This window comes from Mesorhizobium sp. M0894, assembly GCF_040319725.1.
Lineage (GTDB): Bacteria > Pseudomonadota > Alphaproteobacteria > Rhizobiales > Rhizobiaceae > Mesorhizobium.
The window spans coordinates 357,298-372,116 of the sequence record NZ_JAMYOG010000002.1; the positions used below are offsets into that span (position 1 = coordinate 357,298).

Annotated in this window: 14 protein-coding genes and 1 pseudogene; all 15 read right to left on the minus strand. The window is 60.7% G+C overall.

Going from position 1 to position 14,819, the window contains the following annotated elements:
* Nucleotides 1–43 precede the first annotated feature (43 nt).
* The 15 genes and pseudogenes from NKH91_RS05065 to NKH91_RS05135 all read right to left on the minus strand — a co-directional run bounded on the left by NKH91_RS05065 (nucleotide 44) and on the right by NKH91_RS05135 (nucleotide 14,733).
* The gene (locus NKH91_RS05065; RefSeq protein ID WP_352720178.1) at nucleotides 44–1,771 is read right to left on the minus strand and encodes an ABC transporter substrate-binding protein; all 1,728 of its coding nucleotides are present in this window, start codon (nucleotides 1,769–1,771) and stop codon (nucleotides 44–46) included.
* Between the two features lie 77 nt (nucleotides 1,772–1,848).
* On the minus strand, nucleotides 1,849–2,115 hold the full coding sequence (locus tag NKH91_RS05070; protein WP_031193610.1) for a DUF2160 domain-containing protein: 267 nt from the start codon (nucleotides 2,113–2,115) through the stop codon (nucleotides 1,849–1,851).
* Nucleotides 2,116–2,288: 173 nt separating this feature from the next.
* Nucleotides 2,289–3,203: a carbohydrate ABC transporter permease gene (locus NKH91_RS05075; protein ID WP_352642121.1), complete on the minus strand. Its 915-nt coding sequence runs from the start codon at nucleotides 3,201–3,203 to the stop codon at nucleotides 2,289–2,291.
* 1 nt (nucleotide 3,204) lies between these two features.
* Nucleotides 3,205–4,071: a carbohydrate ABC transporter permease gene (locus NKH91_RS05080; RefSeq protein ID WP_352642119.1), complete on the minus strand. Its 867-nt coding sequence runs from the start codon at nucleotides 4,069–4,071 to the stop codon at nucleotides 3,205–3,207.
* A 1-nt stretch (nucleotide 4,072) separates the two neighbouring features.
* Nucleotides 4,073–5,140 carry an ABC transporter ATP-binding protein gene (locus NKH91_RS05085; protein WP_352844104.1) on the minus strand — a complete coding sequence of 356 codons (1,068 nt, stop codon included), beginning with the start codon at nucleotides 5,138–5,140 and terminating at the stop codon, nucleotides 4,073–4,075.
* 9 nt (nucleotides 5,141–5,149) lie between these two features.
* Nucleotides 5,150–5,773 carry a TOBE domain-containing protein gene (locus tag NKH91_RS05090; protein ID WP_352883861.1) on the minus strand — a complete coding sequence of 208 codons (624 nt, stop codon included), beginning with the start codon at nucleotides 5,771–5,773 and terminating at the stop codon, nucleotides 5,150–5,152.
* 36 nt (nucleotides 5,774–5,809) lie between these two features.
* Nucleotides 5,810–6,227 (minus strand): annotated as a pseudogene (locus NKH91_RS05095) (ATP-binding cassette domain-containing protein); the annotation flags it as partial.
* A 39-nt stretch (nucleotides 6,228–6,266) separates the two neighbouring features.
* The gene (gene glpD / locus NKH91_RS05100) at nucleotides 6,267–7,793 is read right to left on the minus strand and encodes a glycerol-3-phosphate dehydrogenase (RefSeq protein WP_023717775.1); all 1,527 of its coding nucleotides are present in this window, start codon (nucleotides 7,791–7,793) and stop codon (nucleotides 6,267–6,269) included.
* A gap of 125 nt (nucleotides 7,794–7,918) precedes the next feature.
* The gene (locus NKH91_RS05105) at nucleotides 7,919–8,686 is read right to left on the minus strand and encodes a DeoR/GlpR family DNA-binding transcription regulator (RefSeq protein WP_023717776.1); all 768 of its coding nucleotides are present in this window, start codon (nucleotides 8,684–8,686) and stop codon (nucleotides 7,919–7,921) included.
* Nucleotides 8,687–8,814: 128 nt separating this feature from the next.
* Entirely contained in the window at nucleotides 8,815–10,227 is a 1,413-nt protein-coding gene (locus NKH91_RS05110; RefSeq protein ID WP_352494585.1) for a pyridoxal phosphate-dependent decarboxylase family protein, read from the minus strand.
* 58 nt (nucleotides 10,228–10,285) lie between these two features.
* Nucleotides 10,286–11,017 carry a proteasome-type protease gene (locus tag NKH91_RS05115; RefSeq protein WP_023717777.1) on the minus strand — a complete coding sequence of 244 codons (732 nt, stop codon included), beginning with the start codon at nucleotides 11,015–11,017 and terminating at the stop codon, nucleotides 10,286–10,288.
* Between the two features lie 30 nt (nucleotides 11,018–11,047).
* Entirely contained in the window at nucleotides 11,048–11,842 is a 795-nt protein-coding gene (locus NKH91_RS05120; protein ID WP_352844106.1) for a transglutaminase family protein, read from the minus strand.
* 61 nt (nucleotides 11,843–11,903) lie between these two features.
* Nucleotides 11,904–12,845 carry an alpha-E domain-containing protein gene (locus NKH91_RS05125; protein WP_023717779.1) on the minus strand — a complete coding sequence of 314 codons (942 nt, stop codon included), beginning with the start codon at nucleotides 12,843–12,845 and terminating at the stop codon, nucleotides 11,904–11,906.
* 63 nt (nucleotides 12,846–12,908) lie between these two features.
* Nucleotides 12,909–13,268 (minus strand): four helix bundle protein, encoded by a 360-nt coding sequence (locus NKH91_RS05130; RefSeq protein WP_352482308.1) that lies wholly within the window; start codon nucleotides 13,266–13,268, stop codon nucleotides 12,909–12,911.
* A 52-nt stretch (nucleotides 13,269–13,320) separates the two neighbouring features.
* On the minus strand, nucleotides 13,321–14,733 hold the full coding sequence (locus NKH91_RS05135) for a circularly permuted type 2 ATP-grasp protein (protein ID WP_023717781.1): 1,413 nt from the start codon (nucleotides 14,731–14,733) through the stop codon (nucleotides 13,321–13,323).
* Between the last annotated feature and the right edge of the window lie 86 nt (nucleotides 14,734–14,819).

Consider the following 14,819-nt stretch of genomic DNA (forward strand, 5'->3'; position numbering starts at 1 on the left):
CTGAGCATGGCGATGCGGGCGCGGACGCCCGCATCAAACGGTCCTATTGCTGCCAGCTCTTCACCAGCTCGTCGTAGTTGATGGTGACCGGCTTTTCCTTCTCGTTCTCGATCTTGAGCTGAGGAGCGAGATTGCCCTTCTTGACCGCGTCGGCGTTCCAGTAGGCGAGGTCATGCTCTTCGGCCATCTTCGGGCCGATATCGCCCTGGACGCCCGACTTCTCGATACGGCTCATCACCTTTTCCTGCTCGGCGCAGAGCGAGTCCATCGCTTCCTGCGCGCTCTTGGCGCCCGACGAAGCATCGCCGATCGCCTGCCACCAGAGCTGTGCCAGCTTCGGGTAGTCCGGCACGTTGGTGCCGGTCGGCGACCACTGGACGCGCGCCGGCGAGCGGTAGAACTCGATCAAGCCGCCGAGCTTTGGCGCACGTTCGGTGAAGCTCTTGTCGTGGATCGTGCTCTCGCGGATGAAGGTCAGGCCGACATGGCTCTTCTTCACGTCGACCGTCTTCGAGGTGACGAACTGCGCGTAGAGCCAGGCGGCCTTGGCGCGGTCGGTCGGCGTCGACTTCATCAGCGTCCACGAACCGACGTCCTGATAGCCGAGCTTCATGCCGTCCTTCCAGTAGACGCCATGCGGCGACGGCGCCATGCGCCACTTCGGCGTGCCGTCGTCGTTCAGCACGGCCTTGGCGCTGGCGTCGACCATGCTGGCGGTGAAGGCGGTGTACCAGAAGATCTGCTGGGCAACCGCGCCCTGCGCCGGAACTGGCCCCGATTCGGAGAAGGTCATGCCTTGGGCTTCCGCCGGTGCATAGGCCTTCAGCCAATCGAGATACTTCTGGATGGAGTAGACGGAAGCCGGACCATTGGTGTCGCCGCCGCGCGCCGTGCAGGAACCGACCGGACGCGAATTCTCGTCGACCTTGATGCCCCATTCGTCGACGGGCAGACCGTTCGGAATGCCCTTGTCGCCATTGCCGGCCATCGACAGCCAGGCGTCGGTGAACCGCCAGCCGAGCGACGGGTCCTTCTTGCCATAGTCCATATGGCCGTAGACCTTCTTGCCGTCGATCTCACGCCCGGTGAAGAACGCTGCAATGTCCTCATAGGCCGACCAATTCACCGGCACGCCGAGGTCGTAGCCGTATTTGGCCTTGAAGTCCGCCTTGTTCTTCTCGTCGTTGAACCAGTCGTAACGGAACCAGTAGAGGTTCGCGAACTGCTGGTCAGGAAGCTGGTAGAGTTTCTTGTCGGGCGCGGTGGTGAACGAGGTGCCGATGAAATCCTTCAGATCGAGATTCGGATTGGTGACATCCTTGCCGTCGCCTGCCATCCAGTCGGTCAGGTTGCGCACCTGCTGGTAGCGCCAGTGCGTGCCGATCAGATCGGAATCGTTGACCCAGCCGTCATAGAGGTTCTGGCCGGTCTGCATCTGGGTCTGGATCTTCTCGACAACGTCGCCTTCCTGGGTGACGTCGTGCGTAACCTTGATGCCGGTGATGGCTGTAAAGGCCGGCGCCAGCACCTGCGATTCATACTGATGCGTGGCGATGGTTTCGGAAACCACCTTGATATCCATGCCGGCGAAAGGTTTCGCGGCATCGATGAACCATTGCATTTCGGCTTCCTGGCCGGCGCGGTCGAGCGTCGACAGGTCGCCGATTTCCTTGTCCAGGAAGGCCTTGGCCTCGTCCATTCCGGCATAGGCGTTGCTTGCCCCGAGCAACAGGACAAGCGCAGTTGTTGATGTCAAGAATTGCCGTCGCATGTATTTCCTCCACTGTTAAGTTCAAAGTGCGATCTGGATCGGCGGCCGGCACGCCGCCGTTCCAACAGTTTCCCCCTCTATACGTAGCGGAACACGCCGACGGCGTAGACCACGGAGAGAGCGAGAGCCCACCACAGATTGGGTCCGACTAGACCCAGCCAAGCGAGATGGATAAAGGCACTGCCAAGCAGCGACAGGAACAAGCGGTCGCCGCGCGTCGTTTCGAAGCGCAGCACGCCGACGCGCGGATTGCCGCCCGGCGAGACGTATTCCCACACCGCCATGCCGCAAAGCAGCAGAAAGATGGTTCCAAAGAAGGCCGCGGTCGGCCACGTCCAGGCCATCCACGAAAAATCGAGGTTGGACGAGAGGTTAAATCCCCACAGGCGGATATTGGCCGGATCGCTGAAGCCTACCGTTATTGCCACGAAATCGATTTGAAGGGCCACCCAGGCCACGACGACCAGGGCGAGAAACAGCACGGCCCACCACCATGGGCTTCTGTCGACCTGCTCCATCATACCCTCCCCAGGGCAAAGCCCTTGGCGATGTAGTTGCGCACAAACCAGATGACGAGCGCGCCGGGAATCAGCGTCAGCACGCCGGCTGCGGCGAGCAGCCCCCAATCCATTCCGGCGGCCGAAACGGTGCGGGTCATGGTCGCGGCGATCGGCTTGGCGTCCGTGGTCGTCAGCGTGCGGGCGATCAGCAGCTCGACCCACGAGAACATGAAGCAGAAGAAGCACGCCACGCCGATGCCGCTCGCAATCAGCGGCATGAAGATCTTGATGAAGAAGCGCGGGAACGAATAGCCGTCGATATAGGCGGTCTCATCGATCTCCTTCGGCACCCCCGACATGAAGCCTTCGAGGATCCACACCGCCAGCGGCACGTTGAACAGGCAATGCGCCAGAGCCACGGCGATATGGGTGTCGATAAGGCCGAAGGCCGAATAAAGCTGGAAGAATGGCAGCGCGAACACCGCCGGCGGCGCCATGCGGTTGGTCAGCAGCCAGAAGAACAGATGCTTGTCGCCGAGGAAGCGATAGCGCGAAAAAGCATAGGCAGCAGGCAGTGCTGCGGCCACCGAAATCACCATGTTCATAACCACATAGGTGATCGAGTTGATGTAGCCCGAATACCACGACGCGTCGGTGAAAATGGTGCGGTAATTCGCCAATGTCGGCGCGTGCGGGTAGAGCGTCAGCGACGAGACGATCTCGCCATTGGTCTTGAAGCTCATATTGATGAGCCAGTAGATCGGCAAAAGCAGGACGATGATGTAGAGCGTCGGCACGATCCACCACCAGCGCGACTCCTCGCCGCGACGGCGCATCAGCCGTGCGATCTCGTCCTGCCGCAGTGTGCTGACAAGCCCTTCCGAAGCTGTCGTCTCGCTCACTCTGTCGGCTCTCTCTTCGGTGCGGCTCATTTCAGCGCTCCGCGTCGTAATTGGTCATCACGGTGTAGAATACCCATGACAACAACAGGACGATGAGGAAGTAGACCAGCGACATCGCCGCCGCCGGGCCGAGATCGAACTGGCCAAGCGCCGTCTTGACGAGGTCGATGGACAGGAACGTCGTCGAGTTGCCGGGTCCGCCGCCGGTCACCACGAACGGCTCGGTATAGATCATGAAGCTGTCCATGAAGCGCAACAGCACTGCAATCAGCAGCACCCGGTTCATCTTCGGCAACTGGATATAGCGGAACACCGCCCAGCGCGAGGCACCGTCGATCTTGGCAGCCTGGTAGAAGGCATCCGGGATCGAGACCAGGCCGGCATAGCAGAGCAGCACCACAAGGCTGGTCCAATGCCAGACGTCCATAATGATGACGGTGACCCAGGCGTCGTAGGGATCTTGCACATAGTTGTAGTCGATGCCGAGCGCATTGACGTAGTAGCCGAACAGGCCGATGTCGTTGCGCCCGAACACCTGCCAGATGGTGCCGACGACGTTCCACGGGATCAGCAGCGGCAACGCCATCAAAACAAGGCAAACAGGCACGCCCCAACCCTTCTTCGGCATATTGAGTGCAATGAAGATGCCGAGCGGCACTTCGATCGCCAGGATGATGAAGGAGAAGACAAGGTTGCGGATCATCGCTTGCCAGAAGCGGCTGGAGGAAAGCAGTTCCTCGAACCACTCGGTGCCGGCCCAGAAGAAGACGTTGTTGCCGAAAGTGTCCTGCACCGAATAATTGACAACCGTCATCAGCGGTATGACCGCCGAGAACGCCACCAGCAGCAGCACCGGCAGCACCAGGAACCAGGCTCTGTTGTTCCAGGTCTTTTCCACTTCAGGCTCCCATCTCGACGCGCCAGGAATCGGCATAGATGTTGATGCCGGCCGGGTCGAACCGCACCTTCGGATCGGCCGGAACTATCTCGTCCTCGCCGATGACGGCGGCGATCTCGCGCCCTTCGAGATTGGCACGGACCACCTTATGGCGGCCGACGTCCTCGATCTTGCTGACCCGGACGGCCATGCCCTGGCTGCCCAGGCGCACATATTCGGGACGGATGCCGAGCTCGATGGCGCCGCCGCCCGCCTTGGGCACGCCCGGCAGTTCGATCTGCTGCGAGCCCAGCTTCGCGGTCTTGCCGTCGATCGCCACCGGCATGACATTCATGCCGGGCGAGCCGATGAAATAGCCGACAAAGGTGTGGCGCGGGCGCTCGAACAGCTCCGCCGGTGTGCCGATCTGCACGATTTCGCCGTCATACATGACGACCACCCTGTCGGCGAAGGTCAACGCCTCGGTCTGGTCGTGCGTGACATAGACCATGGTGTAGCCGAAGCGGCGGTGAAGCTGCTTCAACTGCGAGCGCAGCACCCATTTCATATGCGGGTCGATGACGGTCAAAGGCTCGTCGAACAGGATGGCATTGACGTCGGAGCGCACCAGCCCGCGTCCGAGCGAGATTTTCTGCTTCTGATCGGCGGTCAGTCCGCGCGCCTTTCGTTTGGCCATATCGGCCAGCCCGGTCATCTCCAGCGTCTCGCGCACCTTGCGGTCGACGTCGGCCTCCGGCACGCCGCGATTGCGCAGCGGGAACGCCAGATTGTCGTAGACGGTCATCGTGTCGTAGATCACCGGGAACTGGAAGACCTGGGCAATGTTGCGCTCTTGGGTCGACAGATTGGTCACGTCCCTGCCGTTGAACAGCAACTGGCCGTGCGAGGGATGCAGCAATCCCGAAATGATGTTGAGCAGCGTAGTCTTGCCGCAGCCGGACGGGCCTAGCAGCGCATAGGCGCCGCCATCCTCGAACGTGTGGTGCACTTCCTTCAGCGCGAAATCGGCATCCGTGCGGGGGTTCTGCAGATAAGAGTGGCGGATATGATTGACATCGATGCGCGCCATCGCTTCCTCCTAAGCCGCCAGCTTCGGCGCGGCCACGGCGCGGCCGTGCTCGTCGAAGACCATGATGTGGCGCGGGTCGATGAACACCTCGACCTCCTCGTCCGGCTCGAAGTCGCGAATGCCGTGGGTCAGCATGACCCAGCGCGCATCGGCAAAATCGAGATGGATGAAGCTTTCCGATCCCGTGATCTCGGTGATCGTCACCTTTGCGCGCACCGGCACCGCGGCGGCGTCGGGCCGATCGAGGGAAAGATGATGAGGCTGGAAGCCGATCGTATAGATCGCATCGGCAATGCCGAAGAGTTCGGCCGGCACCGGCAATTTCACGCCGCCCTCGAGCAGGAAATCCAGGCCCTTCTTGGCAAGCACGATGGTGTTGAGCGGCGGATCGGCGAAGGTTCTCGCCGTCACCAGATCGACCGGCTTGCGGAACACTTCGATGGTCGGCCCGAACTGGGTGATGCTGCCTTCGGAAAGCGTCGCCGTGTTGCCGCCGAGCAGCAAGGCCTCGTGCGGCTCGGTCGTGGCATAAACGAAGATTGTGCCGGCGGCCGCGAATATCTTCGGCAGTTCCGCGCGTAATTCTTCGCGCAGCTTGTAGTCTAGGTTGGCGAGCGGCTCGTCGAGCAGCACGAGGCTGGCATTCTTGACGATGGCGCGGGCCAGCGCGGTGCGCTGCTGCTGGCCGCCCGACAGACTGAGAGGCGTGCGATCGAGATAGGGCGTGAGTTTGAGAAGGGCGGCGGCATTGCGCACCTCCCTGTCGATCGTTGCCTGATCCGTGCCGGCCACCCGCAGGTGAGGCGATGTTTTCGTAGACCGTCATCGCCGGATAGTTGATGAATTGCTGGTAGACCATGGCGACGTTGCGCTTTTGCACAGGCATGCCGGTGACATCCTTGCCATCGAACCAGACCGAGCCGGAGGTCGGCACGTCGAGGCCCGCCATCAGCCGCATCAGGCTGGTCTTGCCGGAGAGCGTCGGCCCGAGCAGGACGTTGAGCGAGCCGTGCTGAAGCGTCAGCGAGACGTCGCGGATATGTTCCGCCGCACCCACCGTCTTCGTCACGTTTCTCAGTTCAAGCATGATGCCTCCTCCCAGGCTTTCTGCATTAGTCGGCCGTCCCTATTCGGCAGCCGCTACGTGCTGCCGGCTTATTCCGCGCATGAACTCGTCGAGCACTGCCGCCTGCTCACGGCTGAGACGCAGGCCGCGCTTGGTCCGGCGCCACAATACATCCTCGGCGGTCATCGCCCATTCGTTTTCGACGAGGTAGCGCACCTCGGCTTCGTAGAGATCGGCGCCGAAGTTGCGGCCAAGATCGACGTTCGACTTGGCGAGGCCCAGCAGCTTCCTTGCGCGGGTGCCGTAGAGCCGAGTCAACCGGCGGGCCAGCCGCGCGTCGAGGAACGGGTACGCCGTTTTCAGTTTCGCCACCTCGGCATCGAAGCCGGTGACGGGAAAGTCACCGCCGGGCAGCGGCGCGTTTGCCGTCCATGGTTTGCCGCGCTTGCCGAGAAAACCCTCGATCTTCTCGAGCATCGATTCCGACAATCGGCGGTAGGTCGTGATCTTGCCGCCAAAGGCGTTGACGATCGGGGCGGCACCCTCGCCTCCATCGGCCTTCAGCACATAGTCGCGGGTGGCTTCCTGCGCCTTTGAGGCGCCATCGTCGTAGAGCGGGCGCACCGCGGAATAGGTCCAGACTATATCCGACGGATTGACCGGCTGCGCGAAATATTCGCTTGCCGCAGCGCAGAGATAGTCGATCTCGGCATCACTGATCCTGACGTCGTGCGGATCGCCGGGATAGTCCCGGTCGGTGGTGCCGATGAGCGTGAACTCGTCTTCGTATGGGATGGCGAAGATGATGCGCCCGTCCTTGTTCTGAAAGAAATAGGCGCGTGGGTCGTCGAATTTCTTGCCAACGACGATGTGGCTGCCTTGCACGAGGCGGACATTGTGCACGTCGTTCAAGCCGACGGTGGCTGAAAGCACCTGATCGACCCACGGGCCGGCGGCATTGACCAGCAGCCGCGCCTTGACCTCCTCGGTATCGCCGGTCCGCACGTTTTCAAGCCTGACCGTCCAGAGATTGCCTTCGCGGCGTGCGCTGACGACCCTTGTTCGGGTTCGAACGGTTGCACCGCGCTCGGCAGCGTCACGGGCGTTCAACACAACCAGCCGGGCATCGTTGACCCAACCGTCGGAATATTCGAACGCCTTTCGAAAAAGCGGCTTCAGCGGCTTGCCGGCCGGATCCTTGGCCATGTCCAGCGTTTTCGTCGGCGGCAGCAATTTGCGCCCGCCAATATGGTCGTAGAGAAAAAGCCCGAGCCGGATCAGCCAGGCCGGACGCAGCCCCTTGGCGTATGGCAGCACGAAGCGCATCGGCCAGATGATATGCGGCGCGTTCCTCCACAGGATCTCGCGTTCCATCAGCGCTTCGCGCACCAGGCGGAATTCGTAGAATTCGAGATAGCGCAAGCCGCCATGGATCAGTTTGGTCGAGCCGGAAGAGGTTCCGCTGGCCAGATCGTTCATCTCGGCAAGGAAGACCGAAAAGCCACGCCCAACGGCATCGCGGGCAATGCCGCAGCCATTGATGCCGCCACCGATGACGAAAATGTCATGGATCGGTGATGCGCCCAAAGAAGTCCTCCCTCGATTTCGCATTGCAGCATTTTTGAGTTTTGCGAAACCGTGGCGGGATTATTTCGAAATGATAACGAATGTCAAACGAAATATGATCGGCGGCAGATGCCGCAGCGGCATCTCTAGGAGAGCGACGTTTCGATCAGCTGAACCTCTGCCTCCTGGCAGATCTTGCGCACCGACGGGATGTCGCAACGATCGGTGATGAAGGTGTTGACCTGCGACAGATGGCCGATGCGGACGGGCGCGGTGCGCTCGAATTTGGTCTGGTCCGACACCAGGATCACATGCCGCGCGTTGGCGATGATCGCCTGAGCCACCTTCACCTCGCGAAAATCGAAGTCGAGCAGTGCGCCGTCATGGTCGATGGCCGAGGCGCCGATCACCGCAAAATCGACTTTGAACTGCCTGATGAAATCGACCGCTGCCTCGCCGACCACGCCGCCGTCGGAACCGCGCACGACACCGCCGGCGATCACCACCTCGATCGAAGGATATATGCGCATTCTGTTGGCAACATTGATGTTATTGGTGATGACCATCAGGCCAATATGATCGAGCAGCGACTTGCTGACCGCTTCCGTCGTGGTCCCGATATTGATGAACAGAGAGGCGTTGTCAGGGATCAGCCGGGCTGCCGCGCGGCCGATCGCCTCCTTCTCCTCGGCGGCGATCTTGCGCCGGGCCTCATATTCCATGTTCTCGATGCCGGACGGGAACAATGCCCCGCCATGAATGCGGGACAAAAGCCGCTGGTCGCAGAGATCGTTGAGATCCTTGCGGATCGTCTGCGGCGTCACGTTGAAATGCGTCGCCAACTCCTCGACCAGTACGCGGCCATGATCTTTGGCCATCTGGATGATTTCGGAATGACGCGGCGACAGATACATCTAGCAACCTCTCATTTTCGTTTTTCTCGTCTATAGCTGAAAACGAAAGCCATGAACAGGTATGAGCCGGCTAATGAAAATCGGGCGACTGCAGAGAGAAAAGCTCCGGCGCAATCTCGACGAGGCTATCAACTCAGTCCCCGCGCGATCTCAGTGATGACCTCGAAAGCAGTATCGACGTCCGCCGCAGTCGTTTCGAACTGCCCGACCTGAAAGCGGATCGCCACCTGCCCGTCCACCCGAGTCTGCGTCAGGTAGATGCGGCCGTCATCGTTGATCGCGCTGACCAACCGCAAATTGTGCTTGTCAGAGTCGATGCCCGCAGCCGTAAGATGCCGGAACGAGAGCAGCGACAGCATCGGCTCCGTTACGATCTCGAAATCCGGTTCCCGAGCCAGCCGCGCGGCAAGGCTCTCGCTCCAGGCGACATGATTGCGGATCATGGTTCGCAGATTTTCCAAGCCATGTGCACGCAGCAGGAACCAAAGTTTCAGCGCGCGGAACCTCCGTCCGAGCGGCACCGACCATTCGGAATAATTGATGACCCCGTCGCGGCCATGTGTTCTCAAGAATTCGGGCTTGATCGCCAGCGTACGCACGAGGTCTTCCGGCTGGCGAACGAACTGCATCGAGCAATCGAACTGTGCGCCCAGCCATTTGTGCGGATTGAAGACGATCGAATCCGCATGTTCGGCGCCGGCCCAGAAATGCCGGAACTCGGGGCAGATCATGGCGGAGCCGGCCCATGCGGCATCGACATGCAGGTAGAGCCCGTGCCGCTTCGCCACCGCGCCAACAGCCGCGACATCGTCGGTGCCGCCGGTACTGGTGCCGCCGACGCTGGCGATGATGCCGGCCGGCAGCATGCCGTTTTCGCGGTCGGTGACGATCGCCGCTTCCAGAGCCGCCGTCTGCATGGCGCGAAAGCGTCCGGCGACCGGAATGCGCACGAGGTTCGCCTCGCCGATGCCCGACACCCAGATCGCCCGGTCTATGGAAGTATGGACTTGGTCGGAAGAATAGACCCGCACGATCGGCTGGCCTTGCAGGCCGCTCTTGTTGCCTTGCCAGTCGAGCGCGCGCTCGCGCATGGTCAGCACGGCGGCAAGCGTCGCCGATGAAGCCGAATCCTGCATGACGCCGGAAAATCCCTCCGGCAGACCAAGCGCCTGCCGCATCCAGTCGACGACCCGCATCTCGAGCTCGGTTGCGGCCGGCGAGGTCTGCCAGAGCATGCATTGCGCAGCCATCGCGGAAACCAGATACTCGGCCACGACGGAGGCCGGGGCCGCATTGGCCGGAAAATAGGCGAAGAAACGCGGATGCTGCCAGTGCGTCATGCCCGGCAGGATCTTTTGCTCGAAATCGGCGAAGATTGCCTGCATCGTTTCGCCGTCTTCCGGCGGCGCGACATCGATGCTTTTGAAGATTTCGCCCGGCTCGACAAGCGGCCGCACCGGTCTTTCGCGAAGGCTGTTTCTGTAGTCGGCGCCCCATTCAGCCGCTCGCAGCGACCATTCGCGGAATTCGTTGCTATTCATCTTCGCCTCCGTAGCGCCTCAGCGAGCCGCGATCAAAGAGCACGAAAAACGAAGGTTTTCATTCGGGAAAATCAGGCAAGCTCGCAAAGGCGGTCTTCAGCGCGTTCGACCAGCTATCCGAGATCGTGCGATAATATTGATCGTCATGGTTTATTCGCTTTTTGAGGCCGACCTTGAAAGTGTCCTTTTCATAGAACAGCAGGTCGAGCGGCAGGCCGACCGACAGGTTCGACTTCAGCGTCGAATCGAACGACACCAGCAACAGCTTTACCGTCTCGGCGAAACTCATCGTCTTTTCGTAGGTCCGGATGATGATCGGCTTGCCGTATTTGGTCTCACCGATCTGGAAGAACGGCGTATCGTCGGTCGATTCGATGAAATTGCCTTCCGGATAGATCATGAACAGGCGCGGCGCGCTGCCCTTGATCTGACCGCCGAGGATGAAGGAGGCGTTGAAATAGGAATCCGCCTTTTCGCCGGCCGGCGACGAACTGGCGATGACCTCCTTGACGGTGTCTCCGACCAACCGGACTGTCTGGTACATGGAGGGCGTTTCGAGCAGCGTGGCATGGCGCTCCGCCACTGCCTTGGTGCGTTCGTCGAGCAGGCTGACTACGGCCTGGGTTGTCGCCAGATTGCCGGCCGACATCAAAACGATGACGCGCTCGCCCGGCTCCTCCCAGACATGCATCTTCCTGAAGGTCGAGATCGAATCCATGCCGGCATTGGTGCGCGTGTCCGACATGAACACGAGCCCGCGATCGATCTTCAGGCCGACGCAATAGGTCATCGAATCTCTTTGGCAACAATCTTGCCGGGATTACTGCTCCACGGTGACGGTGACCGCAAGCTGTTCTTCCGCCTGTCCCAGCCGAATTCCCGATACCGGCGTGGCGTCGCGATAATCGCGGCCGATCGCCACCTTTACATAGCGCTCGTCGGGAGAAATGCCGTTGGCGACATCGAAGGAGACCCAGCCCAGGCCCGAGACATGCGCCTCGGCCCAAGCGTGGCTTGCCGCCTGCTCGATCGCTGAATCCATCATCAGATAGCCGCTGACGTAGCGCGCCGGGAAATCCATGGCGCGAGCCGCGGCAACGAAGATATGGCTGTGGTCCTGGCAAACGCCGGTCTTGAGCGCAAGGGCCTCTTCGGCCGGCGTCGTCGCGTTGGTGGTGCCGGGTGTATAAGCGACACGCTCGCCGATCACGGCCATTAGCCGGTGCAGCCTTTCGATGTCGGTGCCCTTGCCCACCGAGGCAGCAAGCTCACGAATGCCGCTGCCGATCGTCGTCAGCGGCGTTTCATGGCCGAACAGCCAGAGCGGCGCGAAACCCTGATGCGGTCCGCAGACACCGGCGGTATCGCGCGTCACCACTTCGCCGGCTGCTTCGACTGTGATGAAGTCGCGCTCGCCCTCGACGCTCAACAGCCGGGTATCATTGCCGAAATGGTCGGTGAACCGCACTTCCTCGCGCGCGCCTTCGATCTTCAGCGCCCAGGACAGCACCGTCTGGGTGCGCCCGTTCACCGGGAGCAGCCGCAAACGCTGCAACAGATAATGCACCGGCGCATCGTAGCGGTATTCGGTCCGGTGGGTGATCTTCAGCCGCATCGCTCTCGTCCCTGGAGCATGAGCCTTACCGAAAACCGGTCTTCGTTTTTTGGGATCATGCTCAATAGAACCTGTAATCCTGCGCGATCTCATCGCCGAGCCTGGTGTTGTCGCGGATGAAATTGGCCAGGAATTCGTGCAGGCCGGCGTCGAAAATATCCTTGATCGAGCCGGCCGTCAGCATGGAATGGGTCTTGGCGGCCGTCGCATGACAGGCGTGGCGCTCACCATAGTCGTCACCCAGGAATTTGAGATGCTCCGTCAGGAAGCGGTAGCAAAAGGTCAGCGAGCGCGGCATGCGGACATTGAGGATCAGATAGTCGGCGATGTTGCTCGGCTTGTAGTCGGCGTCATAGACCCAGCGGTAGGAGCGGTGCGCCGACACCGAGCGCAGGATCGATTCCCACTGGTAGTTGTCGAGCGTCGAGCCGACCCAGGAGATCGACGGCAACAGAACATAGTACTTCACGTCCAGGATGCGCGCGGTGTTGTCGGCGCGTTCGACATAGGTGCCGAGCTGCGAGAAATCGAAGATCTCGTTGCGCAGCATGGTGCCGTAGAACGAGCCGCGGATCAGCGCCGTCTCGCGCTTGATTGCGTCGAGCGCGCTGGGCAGGTCGCGCTCGTCGATCGGCTTGGCCAACATCCGTTTCAGCGACATCCAGGCTTCGTTGATGCTTTCCCAGGTTTCACGCGTCAATGCTGTGCGCACCATGCGGGCATTGTTACGGGCCGTTTCGATAGACGACATCGTGCTCGACGGGTTCGACGTATCGCGCAGCAGGTAGTCGGCGACATTGGCGGCGGTGTAGTCCGAATATTTCTGCGTGAAGCTGGCGTCCGAGCCGGCGCTGAGCAGCACCGAATTCCACTCCTCCGAAGCATTCTGCGTGCGAGTGAGCGCCATGCGCAGGCCGGCATCCACCAACCGCGCCATGTTCTCCGCCCGCTCGATATAGCGGTTCATCCAATAGAGCCCGTTGGCGGTGCGGCCGAGAAGCATGTCAACGTGCCTCGATGCTGAGTGAGTAGCGAATAGCGAATAGCGAATAGGGGAAAATCGGCTTCATGATTTCTGTTGCAGACTCCTGATCATCGAACGCAGCATTCTCCCGATCTCATCGGCCTGGCCAAGCAAACGCAATACGTCCTGCTCAACCATCAGCGCTACCCTTCCAGACAAGATTAGGTGCGTTTCCAACTCTTTGAGAGAACCTTGCGCTATGCGAAGATATTGAACGAACGATCCCGTGTTTTCTCGCCCGTGCCCTTCGGCGACATTTGCCGCAATCGATACAGATGATCGCCGTATCTGAGACGTCATCCCGTAAACTTCGCTGCTCGGAAAGGCTTTCGTTGCCGAATAGCAATCTACAGCCAATTCAACGGCCGCCTTCCAAACAATCAAGTCCCTGTAAGAGTTAATAGTCGTGTTGGTGCCCTCTTCCCTATTCGCTACTCACTATTCGCTATTCGCTCTAATCATCCAACACCCAAGTATCCTTCGTGCCGCCGCCTTGCGAGGAATTGACGACCAGCGAGCCTTCCTTGAGCGCTACTCGCGTCAGTCCACCGGGCACGATCTGGATACGGTCGGACACCAGCACATAGGGGCGCAGATCGACATGGCGCGGCGCCAGCCCCTTGTCCGTCAGGATCGGACAGGTCGACAGCGCCAGCGTCGGCTGGGCGATGTAGTTCGACGGTTTTGCCGCGAGCTTTTTGGAAAAATCCTCGCATTCCTTCTTGGTCGCCGCAGGTCCTACCAGCATGCCGTAACCGCCGGACCCGTGGACCTCCTTGATCACCAGTTCGTCGATGTGCTCCAGCACATATTTCAGGCTGTCCGGTTCCGAGCAGCGCCAGGTCGGGATGTTGCCGAGCATCGCCTTGCGGCCGGTGTAGAATTCGACGATTTCGGGCATGTAGGAATAGATCGCCTTGTCGTCGGCAATGCCGGTTCCGGGCGCATTGGCGATCGTGATATTGCCGGCGCGGTAGACGTCCATAATGCCCGGCACGCCAAGGGCTGAGTCCGGGCGGAAGGTCAGCGGATCGAGGAACGAGTCGTCGACGCGCCGGTAGAGCACGTCGATCTGCTTGTAGCCCTCGGTCGTGCGCATCGCGACATGGCCATCGACGACGCGCAGATCCTGCCCTTCGACGAGTTGCACCCCCATCTGGTCGGCAAGGAAAGCATGTTCGAAATAGGCCGAGTTGAAGCTGCCCGGCGTCAGCACGGCAATGGTCGGCGCGCCTTTGGTGCTTTGCGGCCGCACTGCGGCCAGCGACTGGCGCAAGAGCTGCGGATAATTCTCCACCGGCCGCACCTTGATCTGCTGGAACAACTCGGGAAAGAGCTGCATCATCGTCTCGCGGTTCTCCAGCATGTAGGAGACGCCGGACGGCGTGCGCGCATTGTCCTCCAGCACGTAGAACTCGTTCTCGCTGATGCGTACGATGTCGACGCCGATGATATGGGTATAGACGCCGGCCGGCGGCCGCACCCCGATCATTTCGGGCAGGAACGCCTCGTTCTTGGCGATCAACTCCTTCGGCACGCGGCCGGCACGCAAGATTTCCTGACGATGGTAGATGTCGTCGAGAAAGGCGTTCAGCGCCTGGACGCGCTGCTCGATGCCTTGCGTCAGCCGTCGCCATTCGTTGCCGGAAATGATGCGCGGAACGATGTCGAAGGGTATCAGCCGCTCCGATGCTTCCTGCTCGCCGTAAACGGCGAATGTGATGCCGGTCTTGCGAAAGACGCGTTCGGCGTCCTGCATCTTCTCGTTAAGCCTGGCCGGGTCCTGTTCCTTCAGCCAGCGATCGTAAGCCGAATACGGTTTTCTCAGCCCGGAAACTTCCGGAAGCATTTCATCGAACGCTGCCAATCGCATACTCCCCTGTGGCGCCATTTCACTGGCCTCGCTGGAGAAAATCAAGCGCAATCGGTGATTTGGTGGGCGCCGGCGATCAG

Bases quoted from the DNA above. Each gene is read 5' to 3' on its own strand.
- NKH91_RS05125 (WP_023717779.1), bottom strand. From the start codon at position 12,845: ATGCTTCTCGGCCGCACCGCCAACGGGCTCTATTGGATGAACCGCTAT.
- NKH91_RS05065 (WP_352720178.1), bottom strand. From the start codon at position 1,771: ATGCGACGGCAATTCTTGACATCAACAACTGCGCTTGTCCTGTTGCTC.
- NKH91_RS05105 (WP_023717776.1), bottom strand. From the start codon at position 8,686: ATGTATCTGTCGCCGCGTCATTCCGAAATCATCCAGATGGCCAAAGAT.
- NKH91_RS05075 (WP_352642121.1), bottom strand. From the start codon at position 3,203: ATGAGCCGCACCGAAGAGAGAGCCGACAGAGTGAGCGAGACGACAGCT.
- NKH91_RS05120 (WP_352844106.1), bottom strand. From the start codon at position 11,842: ATGCGGCTGAAGATCACCCACCGGACCGAATACCGCTACGATGCGCCG.
- NKH91_RS05070 (WP_031193610.1), bottom strand. From the start codon at position 2,115: ATGGCCTGGACGTGGCCGACCGCGGCCTTCTTTGGAACCATCTTTCTG.
- NKH91_RS05115 (WP_023717777.1), bottom strand. From the start codon at position 11,017: ATGACCTATTGCGTCGGCCTGAAGATCGATCGCGGGCTCGTGTTCATG.
- NKH91_RS05085 (WP_352844104.1), bottom strand. From the start codon at position 5,140: ATGGCGCGCATCGATGTCAATCATATCCGCCACTCTTATCTGCAGAAC.
- NKH91_RS05110 (WP_352494585.1), bottom strand. From the start codon at position 10,227: ATGAATAGCAACGAATTCCGCGAATGGTCGCTGCGAGCGGCTGAATGG.